Origin of the sequence: Pseudomonas sp. KBS0707 (assembly GCF_005937945.2) — a bacterium.
GTDB classification, from domain to species: Bacteria; Pseudomonadota; Gammaproteobacteria; order Pseudomonadales; family Pseudomonadaceae; genus Aquipseudomonas; species Aquipseudomonas amygdali.
The window spans coordinates 3,731,987-3,756,560 of record NZ_CP041754.1; the positions used below are offsets into that span (position 1 = coordinate 3,731,987).

A 24,574-nucleotide genomic window follows, 5' to 3' on the forward strand; every position below is an offset into this window, starting at 1 on the left:
TGCTCTCAAATTCGAGATAAATCGATGTCGCTGAAGTTGGCCGGTACTCGCCACAAATACCAGGCGGCAATCGTCCTGTAAGGGCCGAACCGTTCGCCAATTCTGGCCATTTCCCTATGACCCGGTTTGAGTTCGAGAGCATACAGCCGTCGATAGCCTTCGCACACGCCATAGTCGCTGGCGGGCATTACGTCCATCTGGCCCAGACCGTAAATGAGCATCATCTCAACCGTCCAGCGACCTACGCCCGGCAACTGGATGAGGCGTTCGACAAGCGCTTCATTGCTCATGGCCAATGCAGCGCTGACATCGGGGAAAAGACCATCGACCCGTGCTGCGGCAATGGCTTTGATCGCTCGACATTTGGACGCCGAGAAACCGCAGGAGCGCAGTGTTTGCTCATCCAGATCGATCAATGCCTGCGCGGCCGGAAAGGTTGCGTCTGGAAACAGGGCGCGCAGCCTCATCACCATAGCGTCACCCGCTTTGGCATGCAGTTGCTGATAGGCGACGGCCTTGATCAGCGCCTGAAATGGATCCTGCGCGGCAGTGACCGGGTGCAGGCAGGGGCCGACGTGATTGATCAGTAATTCCCATCGCCTGTCGATGGCTTTGAGCATTTCGACCGCCTCTGCATGTGCAGCAGCGTTCGCGTCACGTGGCGATACGCACTCGCTACCAGGTGCGTCTGATTCTGATGACATCGTGTTTTCCCAAATTGAAATAGGCAGGTCAGACCACACAGTGGGCCGCCCCGGTATTTATTACGCTCAAGCCAGCCCAGCTGAACCTGACCTGAACAACCTGCCAAAACCGGGATGCAGATAAAAAACAACTACCCGCAGTCAAGAATGAGTATCATTATGTTACGCAGTGTTTCCGGCTTATAGCTCGCTGAAGCACGTTCAGCCTACAGTTTTGACCCGGTGAGATATGCTCGTTCCGTTTTTGATCATGCTGCGCGAAGGCATCGAAGCCGCGCTGATTGTTGGCATTATCGCCAGTTACCTGAAGCAGACCGGCCGCGGCGAGTGGATGCCTGCGGTGTGGATCGGCGTGTTCCTCGCTGCCGCGCTGTCGCTGTTCGTCGGTGGCGGGCTTGAGTTGATGAGCGCCGAGTTCCCGCAGAAGCAACAGGAGTTGTTCGAAGGCATTGTCGGCCTGATCGCCGTGGGCATTTTAAGCTCGATGGTGTTCTGGATGCGCAAGGTCGCCCGCTCGATCAAGCACGCGCTGCATGAGTCTCTGGACGCTGCCCTCACCGGTTCGAAAAACCAGACCTACGCGTTGATCGCCATGGTGTTTTTCGCCGTGGCCCGCGAAGGGCTGGAGACCGTATTCTTTCTGCTCGCAGTATTCCAGCAGAGTGAAGGCTCGGGCGCGCCGCTGGGTGCCCTGCTCGGGCTGTTGCTGGCCGTGGGCTTCGGCGTGGCCATTTACAGCGGCAGCATGCGTCTGAACCTGAGCCTGTTTTTCCGCTGGACCGGGCTGTTTATTCTGGTGGTGGCCGCGGGCATTCTCGCTAATTCCGTTCAGGCGCTGCATGAAGCCGGAGTCTGGAATCATCTGCAGGAAGTGGTTTTCGACATCAGCGCACTGTTGCCGATGGACGGGCCTGCCGGCTCGGTACTGGCTGGCATGTTCGGTTACCAGGACGCTCCGACCGTCAGCACCTTGAGCGTCTACCTGATTTACCTGATCGGGGCGCTGCTGCTGTTCTTCATGCCGCACACCCCGGCGTCCGGCAAGACCCTACAGCCGAAAACATCTTCTGTGACGAACGAATAAGGGCACCCATGTCTATCCGTACCCTAGGGCCTTCCGAGAACGCCCGGCCGCCCCGTGTCCTGCAATTGGCTGTCGCCGGTTCGGTGATCCTGATGATTGCCGCAGGCGGGCTGTTCTATTACGCCTCGCAGGTCGCCGCAAAAAAGCGCGCGGCCAATGCCGGCACTGAAACCGTGGTCAATATTCACGCCCGCAACTGTGAGCCGAATGTGCTGACAGTGGCGGCGGGCAAGAATGCCTTCCGCATCGTCAACCGCTCGGAACGCGCCGTCGAATGGGAAATTCTCGATGGCGTGCTGGTGGTTGAAGAGCGGGAAAACATTGCGCCGGGGTTGAGCCAGGTGATCAATGCCAACCTGGCACCCGGCGATTACGCGATCACCTGCGGCCTGCTCAGCAACCCGCGCGGCACCTTGCACGTCACCCCGACCGCCGAGTCCGATGCAAAAGCCAAGGCGCGCCCGTCGATGACCGCCTTCATCGGCCCTCTTTCCGAATACCGGGTGTACCTGAGCCTGCAAGGTTCGGCGCTGATCAAGGCCGTGACGGCTCTGCAACAAGCCATTGAAGCTGGCGACCTGAGCGCCGCTCAGGCGGCCTACCTGCCCGCCCGCACCGCGTATCAGCGTATTGCTCCGGCTGCTCAGCGCCTCTCGGAACTGGACAACGCCATCAACGCCCGAGCCGATTACTACGAGAAGCGTGAACAGGATCCGGGCTTTACCGGCTTCCATCGCATTGAATACGCATTGTTCGATCAGCACAGCGTCGAGGGCCTGTCGCCCGTCGCGCAGCGCCTGCAAAACGATGTCACTCAGCTCAAACAGCAGTTGATGGCGCAATCGCTGGCCCCCGAACAACTGGCCGCCATCGCCACCCGCACGATGCGCAGCCTGGCTGACGTACGCAGCAACGGCGAAGAAGAACGCTACAGCCACAGCGACCTCAACGGCTTTGCCGCCAACCTGGACGGAACCCGCAAAATCGTCGATCTGTTGCGTCCGTTGTTGACCCGCAGTGCTGCCGATCTGCTGCAGAAGATCGATGCGGCCATGGCTGATCTGGACACCACACTTGATGCGTTGAGCACCACTGAGGGAGGCATGCGCCCCTATGACCAGGTGGACGAGACGCAGCGTCGGCAAATCGCCGCCAAGGCTGGCGCGCTGGCTGACGCACTCAACGGCATCGACGCGGCACTTGGCCTTTCTGACCTTTGATTCACTGGAGCACAGCACACTACGATGAAAAACCCAGACAACAGTCCAGAAGCCACTAACGCCCCCGCTTCAATACAGCGTCGCCGTGTCCTGATGGGTCTCGGTGCTGCCGGTGCCGCGCTGGCTGGCAGCAGCCTGAGCGGCAACGTACTGGCCGCAACGCCGGCGCAAGTCACCGAAGCGCCCAACAGCGAAAAGACCCAGGACCACAACGAGTTTCACGGCCTGCATCAGACCGGCATCGTCAACCCGCGTCCGGCCGCAGGCATGCTGGTCGCGTTCGACGTGCTGGCCGCCGACCGCGCAGACCTCGAGCGCCTGTTCCGCACGCTCAATGAGCGCATCGCGTTCCTGATGACCGGCGGCCCGGTGCCGGAGATTGATCCGAAACTGCCACCGCCTGATTCCGGCATTCTTGGCCCGGTGGTCACCCCGGACAACCTGACCATTACCGTGTCGGTAGGCGAATCGCTGTTCGATGAGCGCTTTGGCCTGACCCCGGTCAAACCCAAACGCCTGATCCGCATGACCGGCTTCCCCAACGACGCGCTGGATCCGGCCAGTTGCCACGGCGACCTGAGTATTCAGTTCTGCGCCAACACCGCCGACAGCAACATTCACGCCCTGCGCGATATCGTCAAGAACCTGCCTGACCTGCTGCTGGTGCGCTGGAAACAGGAAGGCACCGTGCCGCCCCAGGCACCGAAGAAGCCTGGCCAGCCGCCGGAAAGCGCACGCAATTTCCTCGGTTTCCGGGATGGCTCGGCAAACCCGGATTCCAACAATCAGAAGACCATGAACGAGCTGGTCTGGGTGCAGACCGGCAGCGATGAGCCAGCGTGGGCCGCCAACGGCAGCTATCAGGCCGTGCGAATCATCCGTAACTTCGTGGAACGCTGGGACCGTACGCCATTGCAGGAGCAGGAATCGATTTTCGGCCGCAGCAAAAGCACCGGTGCGCCTATGGACGGCAAGGTCGAGACCGACGTACCCAACTATGCCGCCGACCCGGAAGGCAAGAAAACCCGACTGGATTCGCACATCCGCCTGGCCAACCCGCGTACCGCCGAAAGCCAGCGCAACCTGATCCTGCGCCGCCCGTTCAATTACTCCAACGGGGTGAACAAGAACGGTCAGCTGGACATGGGCCTGCTGTTCATCTGCTATCAGGCTGACCTGGAAAAAGGCTTCATCACCGTTCAGAGCCGCCTCAACGGCGAGCCGCTGGAGGAATACCTCAAGCCGGTCGGTGGTGGTTATTTCTTCACCCTGCCGGGGGTAACCGGTGACCAGGATTTCATCGGCCGCTCGCTGCTGGCAGCTGCTTCGCCCACTAAAACCGCATGACCTACCCACTCCAGACCCGGAAGACACCCATGAAAAAGACGCCCCTGGCTTTGCTCTTGACCCTTGGCCTGCTCCAGACGCCACTGGCTGCCTTTGCCGCCACCGCGCCGCTGGACCTGGTAGGTCCGGTTTCGGACTACAAGATTTACGTGACCGAAAACATCGAAGAACTGGTCAGCCACACTCAGAAGTTCACCGATGCCGTTAAGAAGGGCGACATCGCGACGGCCAAAAAGCTGTATGCCCCTACCCGCGTGTACTACGAGTCGGTAGAGCCGATTGCCGAACTGTTCAGTGACCTGGACGCGTCCATCGACTCACGCGTCGACGACCACGAACAAGGCGTCACGGCAGAAGACTTCACCGGTTTCCATCGTCTGGAGTACGCGCTGTTCTCGCAGAACACCACCAAGGACCAGGGCCCTATCGCCGACAAGCTGATGAGCGACGTCAAGGACCTGGAAAAGCGCGTAGCCGACCTGACCTTCCCGCCTGAAAAAGTCGTCGGTGGCGCAGCCGCCTTGCTGGAAGAAGTGGCGGCGACCAAGATCTCCGGCGAAGAAGACCGTTACAGCCACACCGACCTGTACGACTTCCAGGGCAACATCGACGGCGCGAAGAAAATCGTCGACCTGTTCCGCCCGCAGATCGAGCAGCAGGACAAAGCCTTCTCCAGCAAAGTCGACAAGAACTTCGCCACCGTGGACAAGATTCTGGCCAAGTACAAGACCAGGGACGGTGGCTTTGAAACCTACGACAAAGTCAAAGAGAACGACCGCAAAGCCCTGGTCGGCCCGGTCAACACCCTGGCCGAAGACCTCTCGACCCTGCGCGGCAAACTGGGCCTGAATTGATCCGAAGCGCCGCGCCTGTTCGAAGTGCGGCTTTTTGCCGTACCAGCGGTTACTGCACCTGAAAGCGCTTTTTTACCGCGATGGCACTGACGACGCAGAGTGCGACGTCAGTGACGGCTGAATCCTGGCGCTGATCCGGGGGTAGCCTGGCAGGACGCCAGGCTAGCCGCACCGGGCCATGGATGGCCCGTTGCGGCGACCCCCGGATCAGTGACAGGACGAAGGAACCCGACGAAGTCGGGCCGGAAACAGGAGCGAAAGGCTTTGGTTACTTTGGCCTCATCAAAGTAACTCGCCGAGGGGCGAAAAGGTGACCTGAGTCGAGCCTACATCCACCTGACACCACAGAACCGCTGTGTGACGCAGAGCGTCACGAACGGCATTCCCACGCCGAGCGTGAGGAACGATAGTCAAAATCGCATTAACTACCACCGAAATGCTTTTCAACCACGATGGCACTGACGACGCAGAGTGCGACGTTAGTGACGGCTGAGTCCTGGCGCTGATCCGGGGGTAGCCTGGCAGGACGCCAGGCTACCCGCACCGGGCCATGGATGGCCCGTTGCGGCGACCCCCGGATCAGTGCCAAGACGAAGGAACCCGACGAAGTCGGGCCGGAAACAGGAGCAAAAGGCTTTGGTTACTTTGGCCTCATCAAAGTAACTCGCCGAGGGGCGAAAAGGTGACTTGAGTCGAGCCTACATCCACCTGACACCACAGAACCGCTGTGTGACGCAGAGCGTCACGAACGGCGTTCCCACGCGGAGCGTGAGGAACGATAGTCAAAATCGCATTAACTACCACGAAATGCTTTTCAACCACGATGGCACTGACGACGCAGAGTGCGACGTAAGTGACGGCTGAGTCCTGGCGCTGATCCGGGGGTAGCCTGGCAGGACGCCAGGCTAGCCGCACCGGGCCATGGATGGCCCGTTGCGGCGACCCCCGGATCAGTGACAGGACGAAGGAACCCGACGAAGTCGGGCCGGAAACAGGAGCGAAAGGATTTGGTTACTTTGGCCTCATCAAAGTAACTCGCCGAGGGGCGAAAAGGTGGCCTGAGCCGAACCTCAATCCACCTGACAAAGAAAAAACCGCCATGTGACGCAGAGCGTCACGAACGGCATTCCCACGCGGAGCGTGAGGAACGATAGTCTCACTACCGCCATCGTGCGACGCTCTGCGTCGAATGCCCTTCTGGACGCTCTGCGTCCGCGCCTAGATCCCGCTGAACCAGTTGTAGCCCTGATCCTCCCAATACCCGCCAGGATTCTCGTTGCTGACGAAGATCTCGACGATGTGCTTGGGGTTCTTGAAGCCCAGCTTGGTCGGCACTCGCACCCGCAGCGGGTAACCGTAATCCGGTGGCAGGGCGACTTCACCGAAGTCCAGCGCCAGCAATGTCTGCGGATGCAGCGCAGTAGGCATATCCAGGCTTGAATAATAGCGATCGGCGCACTTGAAGCCGACGAAACGTGCCGTGGTATCGGCACCGATGTACTCCAGAAACGTCTTCAGCGGCACACCGCCCCATTGTCCTATCGCACTCCAACCCTCAATGCAGATCAACCGCGTGATGTCGGTGCGTTGCGGCAATTTGCGCAGTGCATCCAGCGTCCACGGCTGCTTGTCACGCACCAGCCCGGACACCGCCAGCCGATAGTCGGAAAGCTCCACCTCCGGCACGTTGTATTCCGGGTAGAACGCATTGAACGGGAACGGGTTGGTCAACTGCGCCTTGCTGTAGGTCGGGGCCAGTTTCTGGCCGTTGAACAGCCAGGCCTGAACCCGGTCATTCCAGCGCGACATGGCCCACAACACTTTGTCGACCTGATCGCCATCCTGCAGGTTGCAGCCGGTGAGCATCGACATCGCCCCCACGGTCAGCCCGGCGCGCAGAAACGAACGGCGCTGAATATCGACCAGCTGGCTCTGCTGCGCAGGCTCCAGACGAATGCGCTGGGTGATGCGTTTACGAGGTTCGTTCATGGTTGCGCAGTTCCGTCTTCGTTCGGCTGGCGGCCGCCGGTAATCATGGGTAACAAGGTACTGGGCACCAGCACGACCAGCACCAGATGAACAACAACAAACGCGCCGATGGCCGTCATCGCGCCAAAATGCACCCAGCGGGCAAAATCGAACCCGCCCAGCAGGGCAACCAGGCCCTGAAACTGCACCGGTTTCCAGATAGCCAGCCCGGACACCACCACCAGCACGCCCATGATCAACACCAGCCAGTACATCAGCCGTTGCACCGCGTTGTAACGGCCTTTGACGTGGGCCAGGCGAAAATGCAGCGCATCACTCATGTCACGCTTCACTTCAGACGGTCGAACCGGCAGCAGATCGCGTTTGAAGTGGCGGCTGAATACGCCATACAGCACATACAGCAGGCCGTTGATCACCAACAGCCACATCACCGCGAAGTGCCAGGCGATCGAGCCGCCCAGCCAGCCGCCGAGTGTCAGGAATTTGGGAAAGGTGAATGGCATCAGTGGCGACGCGTTATAAATAGCCCAACCGCTCATGAACATGCAGACCATGCCCACGGCATTGACCCAATGCGTCAGGCGCACCGGCCACGGGTGGATAGGGCGGGTTTTCATGCGCAGATCCCTCTAGATCAGGTGTAACCGAGGATGTCAGCAGCAGCCTGCCACTGACAGCCTCGGCTGCGATTACATCGGCGGGGTAAAACCGTCCTTGCCGACTGCGACACCACGTGCCGACTTGCCGTCGTCAGCCGGGAACACCACGACCTTGGCGCCCTTGGTCAACTGATCAACCTTGCCTGGCTCGACGTAGGCGATAGGCACATCCTGCGGCACCACCAGCTTCTTCTCGCCACCCTCGTATTTGACGGTCAGCGTGCGACCATCAGCTCCGGCCAGCGTGCCGACGGTGCCATTGGTCATGGTGCCCGTGCTGCCATCCGCGTTTTCCCAACCATAATGGCCTTCGCCGCTGCCTTTAAGGCTCGCTTCAAACACGGTAACTTCCAGCGCTTTCAACGTGCCATCAGCCTGGGGAATGGCAGCCGAACCCACGAAGCTGTCACCTTTGATCTGCTTGAAATCGGCTTCGGATACAAGACGAATACCGGTCTTTTCAGTCAGTTTGATGCTCTGGTGCTGGCCCGCACGGGTGGTGAAGTCAAGTGTGTCGGCGCTTACGCTGTCGACGGTCCCGCGCATGGGTTTGACTACCTTCATGTCAGCAGCCTGAGTCATGACAGCAGCGCTGAGCAACAGCAGGCCGAACGTAGTAGAGAGTGCAGTCTTCATCGGTACTTCCTTGGCAGTTGATATCTGAAACCCATCCTTGCACCGTTACCGGCACCGCAGAATGACCGGGCAATGACATTTTTGTCATTCGCCGGACACCTCGTCGGCAACTGGTTAGACTCCGGCATCGGCGCACCATGGGTGCAGGCAAAAGCGTAGCGGACAAAACGATGCATATCCTGCTGATTGAAGACGACACCAAAACCGGTGAATACCTGAAGAAGGGCCTGGGTGAATCCGGCTACAAGGTCGACTGGACCCAGCACGGGGCCGACGGCCTGCACCTGGCACTGGAAAACCGCTACGACCTGATCGTGCTGGATGTGATGCTGCCAGGCATCGATGGCTGGCAGATCATCGAAGTGCTGCGCGCCCGGCAGGACGTGCCGGTGCTATTCCTGACCGCTCGCGACCAGTTGCAGGACCGGATTCGCGGGCTGGAGCTCGGCGCTGACGATTATCTGGTCAAACCGTTTTCCTTCACTGAACTGCTGCTGCGCATCCGCACCATCCTGCGCCGGGGCGTGGTGCGCGAGGCAGACCATTTTCATCTGGCCGACCTTGAACTGGACCTGCTGCGCCGCCGCGTGACGCGTCAGCAGCAGGTCATCGTGCTGACCAACAAGGAGTTTGCCCTGCTACACCTGTTATTGCGCCGCGAAGGCGACGTGCTGTCACGGGCACAGATTGCCTCGGAAGTCTGGGACATGAATTTCGACAGTGACACCAATGTTGTGGACGTCGCCATCAAGCGCCTGCGCAGCAAGGTCGACCTGCCCTACCCGGTCAAGCTCATCCACACCGTGCGCGGTATCGGTTATGTGTGCGAGGTGCGGCCATGCGACGCCAGCCTTCCCTGACCCTGCGTTCTACCCTCGCCTTCGCGCTGGTGGCAATGCTTACGGTCAGCGGCGCGGGGCTTTATCTGTACCAGTCCATAGAAGAAACGGTCATGCAACGCAGCGATCACGCGGTACTGGCGCGGCTCGATCATTTCCGCAAGCTGTTGCGCTATGACCTGACGATGGACAACCTCAAAGGCAGCCCGCAACTGTTCGAGAACATGCTCGACAGCGAGGAAGATATTTTCATCATCGGCGAACCGGGCAAGCCACCGGTGATATCGGTCAACCCGCAACGCGCGCCACTGCCAGAGCTACCGACCGTGGCGCAGGATCAGCCTTTACGAGTCGATGACCTGCGCAGCGGCCTGAGCCTGCAAGGCGTGCCGTTGCGTGCCGCGGCAGTGCAAGTAATGTCCAATGGCGTTGCAGTGCGTTTGCAGGCCGCGCACCTGATGGTCAAGGAGATGGCCATGCTCGCCAGCTTCCGGCAGAGCATTTATATCGCCGTTGCGCTGGCGTTCCTGATTACCGCCGTGCTGGGTTACATATTGCTGCGACGCGGCTTGCGCCCACTGCGCAGAATGGCCGCCCACGCTGCCGCAATAACCCCGGCCAGCCTGCACAAGCGGCTCGACAGCCACGACACGCCTGTCGAGCTGCAACAATTGAGCGATGCCTTCAATGCCATGCTTGACCGTCTGGACGATGGCTATCGACGCCTGATGCAGTTCTCCGCCGATCTGGCCCACGAGATTCGTACGCCGGTCGGTTCGCTGATGGGCCACTGCCAGGTTGCCTTGCGCCAGAACCGTAGCGCCGACGAATATCAGGTCCTGCTGGCTTCCAATCTGGAAGAGCTGGAACGTATCTCAAGGCTGGTGGAAAGCATCCTGTTTCTGGCTCGAGCGGACGAAGCCCAGGCTGCGCTGGAACGCCAGCCGCTGGACCTGCACGATGAATTGCAACGCGTGGCTGGTTATTTCGAAGGGCTGGCTGAAGAGCGTAATCTGCGGCTGAGCCACAGCGGACAAGGCACGTTGCTGGCCGACCCGATCCTGCTGCGCCGTGCACTGAGCAATCTGGTCGCCAACGCAATTCGCTATGCGAATGAAGATAGCGAAATCCTGATTCGTGTTGCGGCAGTTGATCGTCAGTGGCGAATCGAGGTAGAAAATCAGGGCCCGGTATTACCACAAGCCACGCTCGCGCGACTGTTCGACCGCTTCTATCGGGGTGACGCCTCGCGCCATGAGCGCTCGGACTCCAACGGCCTGGGGCTGGCCATTGTTACAGCAATCATGCACCTGCATGGCGGGCGGGTCGAAGTGGCTCAACCCGCCGCCGGCAGAATCTGCTTCAGTCTGATATTTCCAGCGGTCTGAATCTTCCAGACCGTAACGATCAATTCTTTTTCTCGTGGGCAATGGCCAGCTTGTAGAAAGTGGCCGAACCGCCTTCAGTGGTGTAACCGGTATTGTCCTGGGTATAGACCCCTGCCTTGAAGTAGAACAGTTTACTGGCCCAGGCTGAATCCAGCTTGGCGTACCAGACTGCGTCGAAGGCATTGACCGTCAGGTCGCCGCTGGGCGACAGGTTGATGGTGTAGTTGAACTGCTTGTTGAGCGGCACGCCCTGCGCAATGGTAATGACCTCGATTTCCGAGTCTGGCGTACGACGAAACTTGGCGACGATATTGCCGGTCTGCAGCTTCTCCTTGTACTGGTACTCCACCTTCAGCAGCGGCTCGGTGCTCTGGTAGCAGTGAATCTGACCGATCACGATTTTGCCCGTGGAAGGCACTTGATCGACCTCCAGCGTCGCGCGCAGAAAATTGTCAGCGCTTGAGTAGGCCCAGTTGAAGACCCTGCCATCGGACGTCGTCTCGCGTAATTCGGAGCGCGGGTACTTGGCGTTCTCTGTGGTGGAACCGGTCACCGGTGCCCAGAAAAACAGCGTATCCCCGGATTGAAAATAGCCATCCCGATAACCCTTAACCAACTTGGGGGTTTCGATGATGGTCGCGGGACTTCCGACAGGGACGGAAAGATTCCAGGTGGCAAGGTCGATCATGGAGTAGCTCGCAAGGTACGCATTGCGCACCGACAGAATGGCTCTGGAACGGGCGTGCTGGCCCGTTGTGGTCAACCAGACTATCGGCTCAATCGTTTATTTTTTAAACAGCAACGACAACGCAATGACGCCAATAAACCGCCACAAAAAGACCAATGCCATTACTTTGATGCCAGATCACGACACAAGGCAGATTGCCATCCATTTGCTGCAGACGGTGATTCATCAGGACCCTCCTATCGGGTGCCGCGCCATTTTTTTGAATGGTGCTGCGTAGATGCACGGGATTTTTGGGCTTATTACCGACGAACGGTAGCAATTATTTTTTGAAACAATGAACTTTCCCCGCTAAAAGCGGACGCAAACAGCCGTTCATCGCCTCTACGCCCCCTCAAAAAACCCTTTCGGGCGTCCCTGCAACCCAAAAAGCCCCACTGGGCAGTTACGGGTTGACTGTAAGAACTTGTTACGAGATATTAGTTAGCATACTACTAATATCCTCCCTAACAATATTGTTCCTAACTAAATTGTTCACGACTCAGCCCCCGGTGATTCATGCTTGTCGACCCACTGCATCGCGCTGTCAGTAGCGGCCTGGTAGCCGCCTCTCGCCAATGGCGACGCATTTGCCAGAACACACTGGTCACCTATGAAATTTCTGAAGCATGTGCCGGGCCACTGCTGGCCATTGCGCGCCTGGGTGACGGCGTGCATCAGGTAAAAGTCGCGCAGGCGGCCGGCATGGAAAGCCCGACACTGGTGCGCCTGCTCGACCAGCTGTGCAACGCCGGCATCGTCTGCCGCAGCGAAGACCCCAATGATCGCCGCGCCAAGGCCCTCAGCCTTACGGACAAGGGTCGTGCGCTGGCAGGCTCGATAGAACAGGAGCTGACGCGTCTGCGGGCGGATGTGCTTCAGGGCCTTCAACCTGCCGATCTCGAAGCCACCTTGCGGGTATTTCAGGCCTTCGCCGAGGCTGCACAAGGTGAGCACGGGGGGCAGGTTTGAACGGATTTTTCTCCAGCGTCCCACCGGCACGCGACTGGTTCTACGGCGTGCGTACCTTCGGCGCGTCGATGCTGGCGCTGTACATCGCGCTGTTGATGGAAATGCCTCGCCCCTATTGGGCCATGGCCACGGTGTACATTGTCTCCAGCCCCTTTGTCGGCCCGACTAGCTCCAAAGCCCTGTACAGGGCCGCCGGCACCCTGGCCGGTGCAGCGGCGTCGGTGCTGCTGGTACCGATGTTCGTACAGACGCCCTTGCTACTGGCCATCGTGGTCGGACTGTGGACCGGCACCCTGTTGTTCCTTTCCCTGCACTTGCGCACGGCCAACAGCTACGCACTGATGCTGGCGGGTTACACCATGCCGCTGATTTCCCTGCCGGTGGTCGACAACCCGCAGGCCGTGTTCGACATCGCCGTGTCGCGTACCGAAGAGATTTTCCTCGGCATCATCTGCGCCGCCGTCGTGGGTGCAATGTTCTGGCCAAGACGTCTGGCACCGGTATTTCAGGCCACCACGGAAAAATGGTTCAGTGACGCCTCGACCTACAGCCAGCGCTTTATCAGCCGCACCTGTCAGCCCGAGGAAATCGGCGCACTGCGCAATTCGATGGTTGGCAGCTTCAACTCTCTGGAAATGATGATCGGCCAGTTGAGCCACGAGGGCGCACGCAAGCAAACCGTACGCAACGCCAATGAGCTGCGCGGCCGGATGATCCATCTATTGCCGGTCATCGATGCACTGGATGACGCATTATGGGCGCTGGAGCGACGCACGCCTGAGCTGTTGGCCAGCCTGAAACCCGTGCTGCAAAAGGCTTGCGACTGGCTTGAAAGCACTGCCGACGGCCCGCAACGGGAGCAATGGCAACAGTTGCATGATGAGCTGGAACGCCTTCAGCCGAACTCTACGCAACTGGACGACCGCGATCATTTGCTGCTCTCCAACACGCTTTTCAGGCTCGGCGAGTGGATTGACCTGTGGCTGGATTGCCGGACCCTGCAATATGCGATCAAGACAGACGATCAATCGCCATGGAGAGCGGTCTATCGCCACTGGCGCCTGGGCCGGCTGACCCCGTTTCTCGACCGCGGCCTGATGCTCTATTCGGTGACTTCGACAGTACTGGCGATCATTGCTGCGTCGGTGTTATGGATTCTGCTCGGCTGGAAAGACGGCGCAAGTGCCGTGGCACTGGCAGCGGTGTCGTGCAGCTTCTTCGCTGCCATGGACGACCCTGCTCCGCAAATCTACCGGTTCTTTTTCTGGACCCTGCTCTCGGTAGTGTTCGCCAGCCTGTACCTGTTCGTGGTGCTGCCTAACCTGCACGACTTTCCGATGCTGGTGCTGGCCTTTGCGGTGCCCTTCATCTGCGTCGGCACCCTGACTGTGCAACCGCGCTTCTTTCTCGGCACGCTGCTGACCATCGTCAACACCTCGTCGTTCATCAGCATTCAGAGCGCCTACGACGCGGACTTCATGAACTTTCTCAACTCCAACCTGGCCGGACCTGCCGGGCTGTTGTTCGCCTTTATCTGGACGCTGGTGTTCCGCCCGTTCGGGGTTGAACTGGCGGTCAAGCGTCTGACCCGTTTCAGCTGGCGTGACATCGCCAGCCTCAGTGAAGACTCGTCTCTGGCCGAACACCGGCGCATGGGCGTGCAAATGCTCGACCGCCTGATGCAGCAACTGCCGCGTTTGACGCTCACCGCGCAAGACACCGGGATTGCCCTGCGTGAACTGCGGGTCGCGCTGAACATGCTCGACCTGCTGGCCTACACCCGACGCGCCACGCCTGCGGCCCAGGTGCTGTTGCGTCAGGTGATCGATGAAGTCAGCGGCTATTTCAAACACTGTCGCAAGGCCGGTGAAAGGCTGCCCGCGCCCCGCGGCCTGCTGATGGCCATGGACCGCGCACGCCGTTCGTTGACGGCTCAGGAGATGGGCGACAACCCGGCCCGGTTGCATCTGTTGCACGCCCTCAGCGGCCTGCGTCTGGCCTTGTTGCCGGGGGTCGAGATTGTCACCGTGGGCGGCGAACTGACCGAGCAACTGCCGCATAACATCGATGGAGCGCCCCTGTGATCGGTGATCTGGATATCAGCGGGATCTTCATCCCCACGTTCCTGGCGATGATGGGCATCGCCTATCTGCTGTTTCTCGCCGTGCACGCGCTGCTGTCGCGTGCCCACTTCTACCGTCTGGTCTGGCACCGGGCTTTGTTCAACGTAGGTCTATACGCTTTGTTGCTCGGCGCCGTGGATACTCTAAGTCGATACCTGATGACATGAAAAAACCGATACTGACACTGGGCCGCGTGGTCCTGACCCTGCTGGTTGTCACTCTGGCTGCCGTCGTTGTATGGCGCATGGTGATGTATTACATGTACGCGCCGTGGACCCGCGATGGGCATATTCGCGCCGATATCGTGCAGATCGCGCCGGACGTGTCCGGGCTGATCCAGAAGGTCGATGTCACCGACAATCAGCCCGTGCACAAGGGCCAGGTGCTGTTCACCATCGATCAGGACCGCTTCCGCCTGGCCTTGCGTCAGGCGCAGGCGACAGTCGCCGAGCGCCAGGAAACCTGGGAGCAGGCACGCCGCGAGAACAAGCGTAACCGTGGCCTGGGCAACCTGGTGGCGCGTGAGCAACTGGAAGAAAGCCAGTCCCGCGAAGCGCGTGCCCTTTCTGCGCTCGGTGAATCAAAGGTCGCAGTGGATGCCGCGCAGCTGAATCTGGATCGTTCGGTGATCCGCAGCCCGGTGGACGGCTACCTTAACGACCGCGCGCCCCGCGACCATGAATTTGTCACCGCCGGGCGTCCGGTGTTATCGGTGGTCGATGCCGCATCGTTCCATATCGACGGCTATTTCGAAGAAACCAAACTGGACGGCATTCATGTCGGCCAGGGCGTCGACATTCGTGTCATCGGTGACAACGCACGGCTGACCGGCCATGTGGTGAGCATCGTTGCCGGCATCGAAGACCGCGACCGCAGCAGTGGCTCGAACCTGCTGCCCAACGTCAACCCGGCCTTCAGTTGGGTGCGTCTGGCACAGCGCATTCCGGTACGCATTGCCTTCGATGACGTACCTGCCGACTTCCGGATGATCGCCGGGCGTACTGCAACGGTGTCGATCATCGACGATACGCAGGAGGGCACACGATGAAACGTGCCTTACGCGTGGCCGCACTCGGTTTTACTGCCGTGTTGTCGGCCTGTCAGGTAGTCGGGCCGGATTACCAACCGCCCAAGGATGGCGCGATCAATCGTCCGGATTTACAGGGCGAACTGGCCGGGCGCTCTGTCAATACGGTATCGGCCCCGGTGCCTGCGCACTGGTGGCGGCTGTATCAGGATGCGCGTCTGGATGAACTGGTGCGCCAGGCCATTGCCTCTAATACCGACCTGCGCATCGCCGCCGCCAACCTGCAGCGCGCCCGCTACCAGACCTCGGAGGCCGAGGCGGCGGGCGGATTTACCAACGGCGCGAAAATCGGCGCACAGCGCGTGCAGGAATCGGGCGAAGCGTTTCTGCTGACCGACAAGGTGCCGGTCGCCAACGTCGGGGATGTGGGTCTGACTACGTCGTATCAGTTCGATCTGTTCGGCACCTTGCAGCGCGGCATCGAAGCAGCGCAGGCCAATGTCGATGCCAATCAGGCGGCGGTGGATACGGCACGTATCACCGTAGTCGCCGATGTGGTGCGCGCCTACACGCAGATTTGCGCTGCCAACGAAGAACTCGACATCGCCCGCGAATCGCTGGACCTGCAGCAACAGAGCGTAACCCTCAACCAGCGTCTTCGCGATGCCGGGCGAGGCGATGAAACCCAGGTCACTCGCTCGCAGACGCAGTTCAAGTCACTGCGAGCCGAAATGCCCCGTTACGAAGCGCGGCGTCAGGCGGCGATGTTCCGCCTGTCGATGCTGCTGGCCAAACCTGTAGAGCAACTGCCCGCCGGGGTCAGCAGCTGCAATGCGCTGCCGCACATTGCGCAGGTCATGCCGGTAGGCGACGGCGCAACACTGCTCAAACGCCGCCCGGATGTGCGTCAGGCTGAACGTCATCTGGCGATGTCGACTGCGCAGATCGGTGTTGCCACCGGCGAGTTGTATCCGGACATCAGCATCGGCGCGAGCATCGGCACTACCGGCCTGATCGAGAACCTCGGCAAACCGGCCGCCAACCGCTGGGGCTTCGGGCCGCTGCTGAACTGGACCATCCCGTCCAACGGCTCACGCGCACGCATCCATCAGGCCGAAGCTTCGGTGCAAGCTGCTCTGGCGCGCTTTGACGGTGTAGTGCTCAACGCCATCCGTGAAACCCAGACCGGTCTGGCGCAATACACCGCCCTGCTCGACCGCCGCGATGCTCTCAAGGAAGCCGAGCAATCGGCCAAGGAAGCGGCTGACCAGACTCACCGTTTCTATCAGGCCGGACGCGCCTCGTTCCTCGCTGACCTGCAAGCCACACGCACTTACACCGACGTGCGCGCACAAATGGCCGAAGCCAACACCCAGGTGGCCATGGGACAGATCAACCTGTTTCTGGCGCTCGGCGGCGGCTGGGAGAAGGATGACGTGGCGCAGAAGTAGGAAAGGCGCTCGCCTCGCCATCAGGCCTCGTTCGGATTGATCAGTGCCCTCAGGACATGGTCTTCCCAAACTCCGGCAATTTTCAGGTAGGCGCGCGCGTACCCTTCCTTTTCGAAGCCGAGTGATTGCAGAAGTCGCTCGCTGCGTACATTGGCTGGCATGTGGCTGGCCATGATTCGATGCAGCCCCATCTGTTCGAAACAATAGCGATTGCTCACCTCAAGCGCCCTTTGCATCAAGCCACGCCCCTGAGCAGTCTCTGCCAGCGAGAAGCCGAGGTTGCAGGCCTGAAAAACGCCCCTCACGATATTCGTGTAACTGCACCGCCCCAGCAATTCGCCGCCGTCTGAGTCGATGACGAGGAAGAAAACCGCGCTGCCGGACTGCATGCTTTCCCACTGCTGCTGAACCCTGGATCTGGCGTTTTCGAGAATGAAATAGTCATCGTCCCTGAACGGTTCCCAAGGCTGCAGATGCTTGCGATTGGCCTTTTCGTACCGGTTGATCAACTCGCAATCATCAAACGCCAATACTCTGATCGAAAAGCCCTCACCTGAATACTGCATGCATCCTCCCGCGTCAGCCATTACCGACGCTCACCACCTGGCTTGTTATAAGCAGCCCTGATGATTCCAGCACTGGACGCTCTGCGCCACAAGAGGACGCGGAGCGTCCAGAACGGTATGCGACGCAGAGCGTCGCACGATAATTGAGGCTGTCGTTCCTTACGCTCCAGCGCCGATCTGTCTACGTAGGTGTTACAAGAACCCGAAAAGCGGGAGCTGCCGCCTGTCGAACTGTGAATAAAGACTTCTGTGGGTGTGAGCTTACTCACGAAGACGTTGCTCCAAACACCCTGTTTACGCGGGCTATAACGACCTCTTCGCGAGCAGGCGAAGCGTCGCACGACTCGCTCCCGCAGGTGTTGTGTGCTTGCACTCACCTGCCCAATGCTCCTAGGCTCTGCCGATCTTTGCTTCGGGAAGCACCATGGACACCTCTCTCAGCCGCCGCGAGCGATTGCATATCGTTATTTTCGAGGCGAATACGCCTGCCGGCAGAACGTTTGACAAGATTGTGCTGGTCGCGATTCTGCTCAGCCTGCTGGTCACGGTCATTGACAGCATCGAGAGCATTCACCGCGATTACGCCATGCTGTTCGCCTGGATCGAATGGGGCTTTACGCTGCTGTTCGCGATCGAATACATCCTGCGCCTGTACTGCTCGCCCCGACCGCTGAAGTACGCGTTCAGTTTCTACGGGCTGGTCGACCTGCTGGCTATCGTGCCGGGGGTTCTGTCGATCTATTACAGCGACGCGCAGTACCTGCTGATTGTGCGGATCATCCGTATGCTGCGGATTTTCCGCGTGCTCAAACTCGGCACTTACCTGCGCCAGGCCAACTACTTGCTGGCTGCGCTGCGTGGCAGCAAGCAGAAGATCATCGTGTTTCTGGTCACCGTTTCCACTCTGGTCACGGTGTTCGGCACGCTGATGTACGTGATCGAAGGCCCGGAGCACGGCTTCACCAGCATCCCCAAAGGCATTTACTGGGCTATCGTGACCCTGACCACCGTGGGCTTTGGCGATATCGTGCCGAAGACGCCGGTCGGGCAGATGCTCTCGTCGCTGGTGATGATCATCGGCTACTCGATCATCGCCGTGCCCACCGGTATATTCACCGCCGAACTGGCCAACGCCATGCGCGGCGAACAGTTGAAACACGATTGCCCGGTGTGCTCAAAGAACTTCCACGAACACGGCGCGGCGTTCTGCTCACGCTGCGGTAATCAATTGTTTGCAAAAGTAGAGTCCAAGGCATAAGCAAAGACCTTTTCAGTCTTTAAACAGCAGGCGCGATACTGATAGTGTCGCGGCATTACGCCATCAGGCTTTACACACGACTCTTCATCTCAAGGACCCTGCAGTGAATAAACTCTTCGCCGCCTCGCTACTGGCCGCTGGCCTGGCCTTTGCCAGCGCTGCCCAGGCAGCCCCGACGCTGCTCAACGTCTCCTACGACGTGATGCGTGATTTCTACAAGGACTACAACAGCGCCTTCCAGAAGCATTGGAAAGCCGAGAAAAATGAAGACGTGACCGTGCAGATGTCATTTGGCGGTTCGAGCAAGCAGGCGCGCTCGGTCATCGACGGGCTGCCGGCTGACGTCATCACCATGAACATGGCGACCGATATCAACGCGCTGGCCGACAATGGCGAGCTGGTGCCGAAAGACTGGGTCAGCCGCCTGCCGAATAACAGTGCGCCGTTCACCTCGGCCACTGTGTTTATCGTGCGCAAGGGCAACCCGAAAGCCCTGAAAGACTGGCCGGACCTGATCAAGGATGGCGTGGAAGTCATCGTGCCTAACCCGAAAACCTCGGGTAACGGCCGCTACACGTACCTGTCGGCCTGGGGCTACACCCTGAAAAAAGGTGGCGATGAAGCGGCCGCGAAGAAATTCGTCGGCGAACTGTTCCGCCATGTGCCCGTGCTCGACACAGGTGGTCGAGGCGCGACCACCACGTTCATGACCAACCAGATCGGCGACGTGCTGGTGACCTTCGAAAACGAAGCGGAAATGATCGCTCGTGAATTCGGTCGCGACCAGTTTGAAGTGGTCTACCCGTCCGTGTCGGCAGAAGCCGAGCCGCCAGTGAGTGTGGTCGACACGGTCGTGGACAAGAAACAGTCCCGCGCCTTGGCCGAAGATTACCTGAAATACCTGTGGTCACCGGAAGGTCAGGAAATCGCGGCGAAAAACTACCTGCGCCCACGTGACCCGCAGGTCTTGGCCAAATACACCGACCGCTTCCCGAAAGTGGACTTCCTGTCGGTCGAGAAAACCTTCGGTGACTGGCGCACAGTGCAGAAGACCCACTTCATTGACGGTGGTGTGTTCGACCAGATCTATCCGGGCAAATAAGTCCCCCGAAACGCAAAACGGCGACCCATCAGGTCGCCGTTTTCATTTGCAGGCTTGAATCAGTTACTGAACTGCTTACCCAGCCCAGACGGAACGCCGCTGGCGTCGGTCGCCTGCCACGGACCGTTAGGGTTGGTTGCCCAGCTCCAGCCGTTGTTCCACTGATAGTAAGTACGCTGGCGATAGAAGGTGTTGGGCTGATCGCCCATCACGTACACGCCCAGGCGCGGGTCCCAATGGCTGCCACCGCCCGGTGGCGGGGCGAAACTGGCCGAGGTCTTCGGCGCTGCGGCTGGCGCTTTGGCAGGCTCGGCAGGCGCCGTGTTCGGGCGCGGTGCGCCGGGTTGCTGGCCGCCCGGCAGGTTAAGGATCGGATCCTGGCTGTGAGGCGGTGCCGGATGCTGGACAGCACAGGCACTCAGGCCAACGACCAGCCCCAACAAGGTGATGCGTGCGGTACGGTACATAAGCAATTTCTCTAGTTATCCGGACTGTCGATGGTCACTAACTGCTGCGCCGCGATGTCGCTGGCCAGCGGCTGACTGCGGCCGACCCACTCACCGGTGGTTGGCTGCCCTGCGCGAGACACTCGCGCAACCAGTTGGACTTGCGCAAAGTTCGACAGGTTCAGTTGCGGCATCATTGCATCGGCATCACTCAGTTCAACCTCGGCAGGCAGGTCCGCCACCGTGATGCGTTTGACCGCCAGTGGCGCGGCCGGGCCGTTGATTGCACGGGCGAAGATGAACACGCTGTCACCCGGTTGAACGTTACCCTTGAGCGAGGCAGCCAGCGTGACACGCACCTTGAGCGCCCTGGCCTTGACCGGCGCGGCCTGCCCGGCAAGGTTTTCTCTGGCGCGGGCTATGCCGCCTTCCAGCGCCGAGCGCGAAGCGTCCTGCGCGGGCAACGCCGCCAGCAGGCGGGTCCAGTAATCCACCGCTGCCTGATAACGCTGTGTTTCGAACGCGGCAATCCCCAGCAGGCCGAGGCTGGTGACTTCGTTGGGGTCGGCCTGCAGCGCTTCGTCGGTCAGCGCCTGCACCTGTGCGGTGAAGTGTTTGTCGCTGGCGAAATACAACGCCTGCGCCCATTGCCCGAGCAGCTCTGGCGATCTTCCGGCCAGTGTCACCGAGCGCTCGAACATCTGCGCGGCGTCACCGGGGCGGTTCTGCGCCATGTAGCTGCGCGCCAGAAAATACAGGTTTTCGGCTGAATCCGGCTGAGCCTGCACGCTGCGCTCCAGACGCTGGGTCAGGTCTGCCAGCGAGGTCGGTGGTCGAGCGAATTCGCGGCTCAGTTCAACCCGGTCACTGGCACCCAGTTGCAGATAACCCGCCAGCCCCAATACAGGGACCAGCACCGCAGCCAGCACCAGCGAGGGCTTGCCCAGACGCGATGTGCGGGCAGGCTCTGCGCCTTCGGTGTCGGCGAGCAGCTCGCGCGCAGCTTCGGCACGAGCGCCTTGCAGTTGCGTCACCGACAACACGCCCTGCTCTTGCTGAACCTGCAACTCGTCCAGCCGTTCCTGATACAACGCCACGTTCAGGGCTGTGCGATCTTCTTCACGTTGCGCACGATGGCCGCGCAGCACCGGTATCAGCAGAAACCCCAGCGCCACGAGCAAGAGAAGCCCGGTCGCGATCCAGAAATCGGTCATGGGCGGTGGTCATCCAGCAAAGCGGCGAGGCGTTGTCGCTCATCCTCGGAAAGCACATCGGCCTGTTCGGAGTGCGCCTTGCGACGCCGCCCGACGATGAAACCGATCACCACCAGACCGCCGATCAGCAGACCGGCCGGGCCGAACCAGAGCAACCAGGTGCGGGCATTGAGGCTGGGTTTGTAACGAACGAAGTCACCGTAGCGATCAACCATGAAGTCGATGATCTGCTGATTGCTCTGCCCTTCACCCAGCATGCGGTAGATTTCCTTGCGCAAGTCAGCGGCAATCGGCGCGTTGGAATCGGCGATGTCCTGATTCTGGCATTTGGGGCAGCGCAGTTCCTTGGTCAGTTCGCTGTAGCGGGCACGCTCGGCATCGTCGCGAAAAGTGTAGGCGTCGATGGCAGCGTGGGCGATGCCTGAGCACAGCACGCTGAGCAGTACAATCATCAGGCAGCGCTTCATGGCTGCGCCTCATCAACCAATTGCTGGTAACGGGCAGCGAGCTTTTCTCGCCACACAGCCTCATCGATGACCCCGACATGCTTGTAACGAATAATGCCCTGACGGTCGATCAGGAAGGTCTCCGGCGCACCGTACACGCCCAGGTTCAGCCCCAGCGAGCCGTCGTCGTCACGGATATTCAGCTGATAAGGATCGTGAAATTCCTTGAGCCATTTCAGCGCGTCGGCGTTGACGTCCTTGTAGTTAACGCCGTAGATCAGCACGCCCTGCTGCGCCAGCCGGGTCAGCACAGGATGCTCGACCCGACAGGCCACGCACCAGGTGCCCCAGACATTGACCAGCGCGGGTTTGCCCAGCAGGTCGGCGCGGGTCAATACGCGGCTGCCTTGAACTTCGGACAGCGAAAACTGCGGAAACGGCTTGCCGATCAGCGCCGACGGCAGCTCGGCGGGGTCCAGATACAAACCGCGATACAGGAACGCCGCCACGCCGAGAAACAACGCCAGCGGCAGGAGCATGACCCAGCGCTTCACAGTGCAACTCCCGACATGCCCAACGCCTCGCGCACCTTGCTTTTGACCCGCGTGCGATAGCGACGGTCAAACGCCGCCAGCACACCGCCCAGACCGGTCAGCAGGCCGCCGAGCCAGATCCAGCGCACAAACGGTTTGACGTGAACCCGTACGGCCCATGCGCCATTGCCCAGCGGTTCACCCAATGCTACGTAAAGATCACGGCTGAAACCGGCATCAATGCCTGCTTCGGTCATCATTGACTGCTGCACGCTGTACAGACGTTTTTCCGGGTGCAGTTCCGTGATCTGCGCCCCGTTGTGCAAGACGCGAACGGTGCCGCGATCGGAGGTGAAGTTTGGCCCTTCATAATGCTTCGCGCTCTCGAATACAAAGACGTAACCGCCCAGCTCAGTGGACTCGCCAGGGGCCATGCGCAAATCGCGCTCGGCGCTGTTCTGGCTGGACAACACCACGCCCAGCGCGCACACCACAATGCCAAGGTGCGCCAGCTGCATGCCCCAATAACTGCGGGTCAGGCCAAGCGCGCCGCGAAGCAGGCCCTTGTGACGGGTCTTGTCGAACAGGTCGCGAACCCCGGCCAGCAGCACCCAGGCGGCGAGCATGAAGGTGGCCAGCACCGCCCACTGGAAATCGCCCATGAGCAGTGCCGCGAGCACTGCCAGCACGGCGCTGCCGACCAGTACCGGTGCCAACATGCCCAGCAGCCATTTCAGCGGTGTGTCCTTCCAGCGCACCAGCACGCCGACCGCCATGACCACCAGCAACAGCCCCATCAACGGTACGAACAGCGCATTGAAATACGGCGGGCCGACCGACATCTTGGCTCCACTCATGGCATCCATCACCAACGGATAAAGGGTGCCCAGCAGGATCATCGACGCAGCAGTCACCAGTAACAGGTTATTGCCCAGCAACAGGGTTTCCCGCGACCACAGGCCGAAGCCGACATGGCTTTTGACCACCGGCGCACGAATCGCAAACAACGTCAGCGAGCCGCCCACCACGACCAGCAGGAACATCAGGATAAACACGCCGCGTGCCGGGTCCGAGGCGAAAGCGTGCACCGAAGTCAGCACCCCGGAACGCACCAGAAACGTGCCCAGCAGGCTCAGGGAAAATGCGGCAATCGCCAGCAGCACCGTCCAGCTCTTGAACACACCACGTTTTTCCGTGACCGCCAGCGAGTGAATCAGCGCAGTGCCCACCAGCCATGGCATGAACGAGGCGTTTTCCACTGGGTCCCAGAACCACCAGCCGCCCCAGCCCAATTCGTAATAAGCCCACCATGAGCCAAGGCTGATCCCGACACCGAGAAAGGCCCAGGCCACCAGCGTCCATGGCCGCGACCAGCGCGCCCAGGCGGCGTCGAGTCGGCCGCCAAGCAAGGCGGCGATGGCAAAGGCAAAGGCCACGGAAAAACCGACATAGCCCATGTAGAGCATCGGCGGATGCACGATCAGGCCTATATCCTGCAACAGGGGGTTGAGATCGCGTCCGTTGGCAGGCATTTGCGGCAGAAGACGGGCGAACGGGTTGGAGGTGAGGATCAGAAACAACAGAAAGCCCAGGCTGATCATGCCCATCACGGCGAGCACCCGCGCCAGCATTACCTGAGGCAATTGCCGGGAAAACACCGAAACAGCGAAGGTCCAGCCGCCGAGAATCAGCGCCCAGAGCAGCAACGAGCCTTCATGCGCGCCCCACACGGCGCTGAATTTGTAATACCAGGGCAGCGCCGTGTTGGAATTCTGCGCCACATAGGCAACGGAAAAGTCGTCGGTCATGAACGCGTAGGTCAGGCAACCGAAGGCAAAGATCAGAAAACTGAACTGGCCCCACGCCGCCGGACGCGCCAGGCTCATCCACAGGCGGTCGCCGCGCCATGCACCGATCAGCGGAATAATGGCCTGCACCAGCGCAAAGCCGAGTGCCAGAATCATCGCCAGATGGCCGAGTTCGGGAATCATC

At 60.2% G+C, this 24,574-nt stretch carries 25 protein-coding genes; 14 read left to right on the forward strand and 11 right to left on the reverse strand.

The window, feature by feature from the left end; translation table 11 throughout:
* Positions 1–5: 5 nt before the first annotated feature.
* Positions 6–620, reverse strand: a complete 615-nt coding sequence (locus FFH21_RS17480) for a DNA-3-methyladenine glycosylase (protein WP_011169047.1) — start codon at positions 618–620, stop codon at positions 6–8.
* Positions 621–933: 313 nt separating this feature from the next.
* On the opposite strand from FFH21_RS17480, the gene efeU reads away from it, so the two are divergent.
* From efeU to efeO (FFH21_RS17500), 4 genes are read left to right on the forward strand one after another with little or no spacing between them, the layout of a single operon-like run.
* Positions 934–1,788 carry an iron uptake transporter permease EfeU gene (gene efeU / locus FFH21_RS17485; protein ID WP_004667764.1) on the forward strand — a complete coding sequence of 285 codons (855 nt, stop codon included), beginning with the start codon at positions 934–936 and terminating at the stop codon, positions 1,786–1,788.
* Between the two features lie 8 nt (positions 1,789–1,796).
* A complete protein-coding gene (gene efeO / locus FFH21_RS17490) occupies positions 1,797–3,008 on the forward strand; it encodes an iron uptake system protein EfeO (RefSeq protein WP_011169048.1) in 1,212 nt (403 codons plus the stop codon).
* A gap of 24 nt (positions 3,009–3,032) precedes the next feature.
* Positions 3,033–4,355, forward strand: coding sequence for an iron uptake transporter deferrochelatase/peroxidase subunit (gene efeB / locus FFH21_RS17495; protein WP_004657059.1), 1,323 nt, complete (start codon positions 3,033–3,035; stop codon positions 4,353–4,355).
* A gap of 29 nt (positions 4,356–4,384) precedes the next feature.
* Complete coding sequence (gene efeO / locus FFH21_RS17500) at positions 4,385–5,209, forward strand: iron uptake system protein EfeO (protein ID WP_011169049.1); 825 nt, start codon at positions 4,385–4,387, stop codon at positions 5,207–5,209.
* 1,218 nt (positions 5,210–6,427) lie between these two features.
* On the opposite strand, the gene FFH21_RS17515 is transcribed toward efeO (FFH21_RS17500), so the two are convergent.
* The 3 genes from FFH21_RS17515 to FFH21_RS17525 form a co-directional block, all read right to left on the reverse strand.
* Positions 6,428–7,198: a molybdopterin-dependent oxidoreductase gene (locus FFH21_RS17515; RefSeq protein ID WP_002554189.1), complete on the reverse strand. Its 771-nt coding sequence runs from the start codon at positions 7,196–7,198 to the stop codon at positions 6,428–6,430.
* Positions 7,195–7,815 carry a cytochrome b/b6 domain-containing protein gene (locus FFH21_RS17520; RefSeq protein ID WP_004657063.1) on the reverse strand — a complete coding sequence of 207 codons (621 nt, stop codon included), beginning with the start codon at positions 7,813–7,815 and terminating at the stop codon, positions 7,195–7,197. Before FFH21_RS17520 ends, FFH21_RS17515 begins: the two co-directional genes overlap by 4 nt.
* 72 nt (positions 7,816–7,887) lie before the next feature.
* Positions 7,888–8,493, reverse strand: coding sequence for a hypothetical protein (locus FFH21_RS17525; protein ID WP_004657065.1), 606 nt, complete (start codon positions 8,491–8,493; stop codon positions 7,888–7,890).
* 170 nt (positions 8,494–8,663) lie between these two features.
* On the opposite strand from FFH21_RS17525, the gene FFH21_RS17530 reads away from it, so the two are divergent.
* Positions 8,664–9,353 carry a heavy metal response regulator transcription factor gene (locus FFH21_RS17530; RefSeq protein WP_002554192.1) on the forward strand — a complete coding sequence of 230 codons (690 nt, stop codon included), beginning with the start codon at positions 8,664–8,666 and terminating at the stop codon, positions 9,351–9,353.
* Positions 9,332–10,720 (forward strand): heavy metal sensor histidine kinase, encoded by a 1,389-nt coding sequence (locus FFH21_RS17535; RefSeq protein ID WP_004665799.1) that lies wholly within the window; start codon positions 9,332–9,334, stop codon positions 10,718–10,720. The genes FFH21_RS17530 and FFH21_RS17535 overlap by 22 nt, the downstream gene beginning before the upstream one ends.
* Before the next feature lie 19 nt (positions 10,721–10,739).
* Here FFH21_RS17535 and FFH21_RS17540 read toward each other — a convergent pair whose 3' ends face one another.
* A complete protein-coding gene (locus FFH21_RS17540) occupies positions 10,740–11,408 on the reverse strand; it encodes a polysaccharide lyase family 7 protein (RefSeq protein ID WP_005733740.1) in 669 nt (222 codons plus the stop codon).
* A gap of 37 nt (positions 11,409–11,445) precedes the next feature.
* On the opposite strand from FFH21_RS17540, the gene FFH21_RS17545 reads away from it, so the two are divergent.
* From FFH21_RS17545 to FFH21_RS17570, 6 genes are all read left to right on the forward strand, one after another.
* On the forward strand, positions 11,446–11,685 hold the full coding sequence (locus tag FFH21_RS17545) for a hypothetical protein (protein ID WP_004665801.1): 240 nt from the start codon (positions 11,446–11,448) through the stop codon (positions 11,683–11,685).
* 278 nt (positions 11,686–11,963) lie between these two features.
* The gene (locus FFH21_RS17550) at positions 11,964–12,416 is read left to right on the forward strand and encodes a MarR family winged helix-turn-helix transcriptional regulator (protein ID WP_011169051.1); all 453 of its coding nucleotides are present in this window, start codon (positions 11,964–11,966) and stop codon (positions 12,414–12,416) included.
* On the forward strand, positions 12,413–14,500 hold the full coding sequence (locus FFH21_RS17555; protein ID WP_011169052.1) for an FUSC family protein: 2,088 nt from the start codon (positions 12,413–12,415) through the stop codon (positions 14,498–14,500). The genes FFH21_RS17550 and FFH21_RS17555 overlap by 4 nt, the downstream gene beginning before the upstream one ends.
* Positions 14,497–14,706: a DUF1656 domain-containing protein gene (locus FFH21_RS17560; RefSeq protein WP_005744635.1), complete on the forward strand. Its 210-nt coding sequence runs from the start codon at positions 14,497–14,499 to the stop codon at positions 14,704–14,706. The genes FFH21_RS17555 and FFH21_RS17560 overlap by 4 nt, the downstream gene beginning before the upstream one ends.
* Complete coding sequence (locus tag FFH21_RS17565) at positions 14,703–15,587, forward strand: HlyD family secretion protein (protein ID WP_011169053.1); 885 nt, start codon at positions 14,703–14,705, stop codon at positions 15,585–15,587. Before FFH21_RS17560 ends, FFH21_RS17565 begins: the two co-directional genes overlap by 4 nt.
* Complete coding sequence (locus FFH21_RS17570) at positions 15,584–17,017, forward strand: efflux transporter outer membrane subunit (protein ID WP_011169054.1); 1,434 nt, start codon at positions 15,584–15,586, stop codon at positions 17,015–17,017. Before FFH21_RS17565 ends, FFH21_RS17570 begins: the two co-directional genes overlap by 4 nt.
* Before the next feature lie 20 nt (positions 17,018–17,037).
* On the opposite strand, the gene FFH21_RS17575 is transcribed toward FFH21_RS17570, so the two are convergent.
* Positions 17,038–17,583: a GNAT family N-acetyltransferase gene (locus tag FFH21_RS17575; protein ID WP_004657079.1), complete on the reverse strand. Its 546-nt coding sequence runs from the start codon at positions 17,581–17,583 to the stop codon at positions 17,038–17,040.
* A gap of 424 nt (positions 17,584–18,007) precedes the next feature.
* On the opposite strand from FFH21_RS17575, the gene FFH21_RS17580 reads away from it, so the two are divergent.
* Positions 18,008–18,841 carry an ion transporter gene (locus tag FFH21_RS17580; RefSeq protein ID WP_002554214.1) on the forward strand — a complete coding sequence of 278 codons (834 nt, stop codon included), beginning with the start codon at positions 18,008–18,010 and terminating at the stop codon, positions 18,839–18,841.
* Between the two features lie 103 nt (positions 18,842–18,944).
* Complete coding sequence (locus FFH21_RS17585; RefSeq protein WP_004665806.1) at positions 18,945–19,943, forward strand: sulfate ABC transporter substrate-binding protein; 999 nt, start codon at positions 18,945–18,947, stop codon at positions 19,941–19,943.
* Positions 19,944–20,002: 59 nt separating this feature from the next.
* On the opposite strand, the gene FFH21_RS17590 is transcribed toward FFH21_RS17585, so the two are convergent.
* The 5 genes from FFH21_RS17590 to FFH21_RS17610 are packed head-to-tail and all read right to left on the reverse strand — an operon-like array spanning position 20,003 to position 24,573.
* The gene (locus FFH21_RS17590; RefSeq protein ID WP_004657082.1) at positions 20,003–20,410 is read right to left on the reverse strand and encodes a hypothetical protein; all 408 of its coding nucleotides are present in this window, start codon (positions 20,408–20,410) and stop codon (positions 20,003–20,005) included.
* 11 nt (positions 20,411–20,421) lie between these two features.
* Positions 20,422–21,603: a c-type cytochrome biogenesis protein CcmI gene (ccmI, locus tag FFH21_RS17595; protein ID WP_004657085.1), complete on the reverse strand. Its 1,182-nt coding sequence runs from the start codon at positions 21,601–21,603 to the stop codon at positions 20,422–20,424.
* A complete protein-coding gene (locus FFH21_RS17600) occupies positions 21,600–22,070 on the reverse strand; it encodes a cytochrome c-type biogenesis protein (RefSeq protein ID WP_004665807.1) in 471 nt (156 codons plus the stop codon). Before FFH21_RS17600 ends, ccmI begins: the two co-directional genes overlap by 4 nt.
* The gene (locus FFH21_RS17605; protein WP_004665808.1) at positions 22,067–22,603 is read right to left on the reverse strand and encodes a DsbE family thiol:disulfide interchange protein; all 537 of its coding nucleotides are present in this window, start codon (positions 22,601–22,603) and stop codon (positions 22,067–22,069) included. The genes FFH21_RS17600 and FFH21_RS17605 overlap by 4 nt, the downstream gene beginning before the upstream one ends.
* Positions 22,600–24,573, reverse strand: coding sequence for a heme lyase CcmF/NrfE family subunit (locus FFH21_RS17610; RefSeq protein WP_011169056.1), 1,974 nt, complete (start codon positions 24,571–24,573; stop codon positions 22,600–22,602). Before FFH21_RS17610 ends, FFH21_RS17605 begins: the two co-directional genes overlap by 4 nt.
* Position 24,574 lies beyond the last annotated feature (1 nt).

Bases quoted from the DNA above. Each gene is read 5' to 3' on its own strand.
- FFH21_RS17480 (WP_011169047.1), bottom strand. From the start codon at position 620: ATGCTCAAAGCCATCGACAGGCGATGGGAATTACTGATCAATCACGTC.
- efeU (WP_004667764.1), top strand. From the start codon at position 934: ATGCTCGTTCCGTTTTTGATCATGCTGCGCGAAGGCATCGAAGCCGCG.
- efeO (WP_011169048.1), top strand. From the start codon at position 1,797: ATGTCTATCCGTACCCTAGGGCCTTCCGAGAACGCCCGGCCGCCCCGT.
- efeB (WP_004657059.1), top strand. From the start codon at position 3,033: ATGAAAAACCCAGACAACAGTCCAGAAGCCACTAACGCCCCCGCTTCA.
- efeO (WP_011169049.1), top strand. From the start codon at position 4,385: ATGAAAAAGACGCCCCTGGCTTTGCTCTTGACCCTTGGCCTGCTCCAG.
- FFH21_RS17515 (WP_002554189.1), bottom strand. From the start codon at position 7,198: ATGAACGAACCTCGTAAACGCATCACCCAGCGCATTCGTCTGGAGCCT.
- FFH21_RS17520 (WP_004657063.1), bottom strand. From the start codon at position 7,815: ATGAAAACCCGCCCTATCCACCCGTGGCCGGTGCGCCTGACGCATTGG.
- FFH21_RS17525 (WP_004657065.1), bottom strand. From the start codon at position 8,493: ATGAAGACTGCACTCTCTACTACGTTCGGCCTGCTGTTGCTCAGCGCT.
- FFH21_RS17530 (WP_002554192.1), top strand. From the start codon at position 8,664: ATGCATATCCTGCTGATTGAAGACGACACCAAAACCGGTGAATACCTG.
- FFH21_RS17535 (WP_004665799.1), top strand. From the start codon at position 9,332: ATGCGACGCCAGCCTTCCCTGACCCTGCGTTCTACCCTCGCCTTCGCG.
- FFH21_RS17540 (WP_005733740.1), bottom strand. From the start codon at position 11,408: ATGATCGACCTTGCCACCTGGAATCTTTCCGTCCCTGTCGGAAGTCCC.
- FFH21_RS17545 (WP_004665801.1), top strand. From the start codon at position 11,446: ATGGCTCTGGAACGGGCGTGCTGGCCCGTTGTGGTCAACCAGACTATC.
- FFH21_RS17550 (WP_011169051.1), top strand. From the start codon at position 11,964: ATGCTTGTCGACCCACTGCATCGCGCTGTCAGTAGCGGCCTGGTAGCC.
- FFH21_RS17565 (WP_011169053.1), top strand. From the start codon at position 14,703: ATGAAAAAACCGATACTGACACTGGGCCGCGTGGTCCTGACCCTGCTG.
- FFH21_RS17570 (WP_011169054.1), top strand. From the start codon at position 15,584: ATGAAACGTGCCTTACGCGTGGCCGCACTCGGTTTTACTGCCGTGTTG.
- FFH21_RS17575 (WP_004657079.1), bottom strand. From the start codon at position 17,583: ATGCAGTATTCAGGTGAGGGCTTTTCGATCAGAGTATTGGCGTTTGAT.
- FFH21_RS17580 (WP_002554214.1), top strand. From the start codon at position 18,008: ATGGACACCTCTCTCAGCCGCCGCGAGCGATTGCATATCGTTATTTTC.
- FFH21_RS17590 (WP_004657082.1), bottom strand. From the start codon at position 20,410: ATGTACCGTACCGCACGCATCACCTTGTTGGGGCTGGTCGTTGGCCTG.
- ccmI (WP_004657085.1), bottom strand. From the start codon at position 21,603: ATGACCGATTTCTGGATCGCGACCGGGCTTCTCTTGCTCGTGGCGCTG.
- FFH21_RS17600 (WP_004665807.1), bottom strand. From the start codon at position 22,070: ATGAAGCGCTGCCTGATGATTGTACTGCTCAGCGTGCTGTGCTCAGGC.
- FFH21_RS17610 (WP_011169056.1), bottom strand. From the start codon at position 24,573: ATGATTCCCGAACTCGGCCATCTGGCGATGATTCTGGCACTCGGCTTT.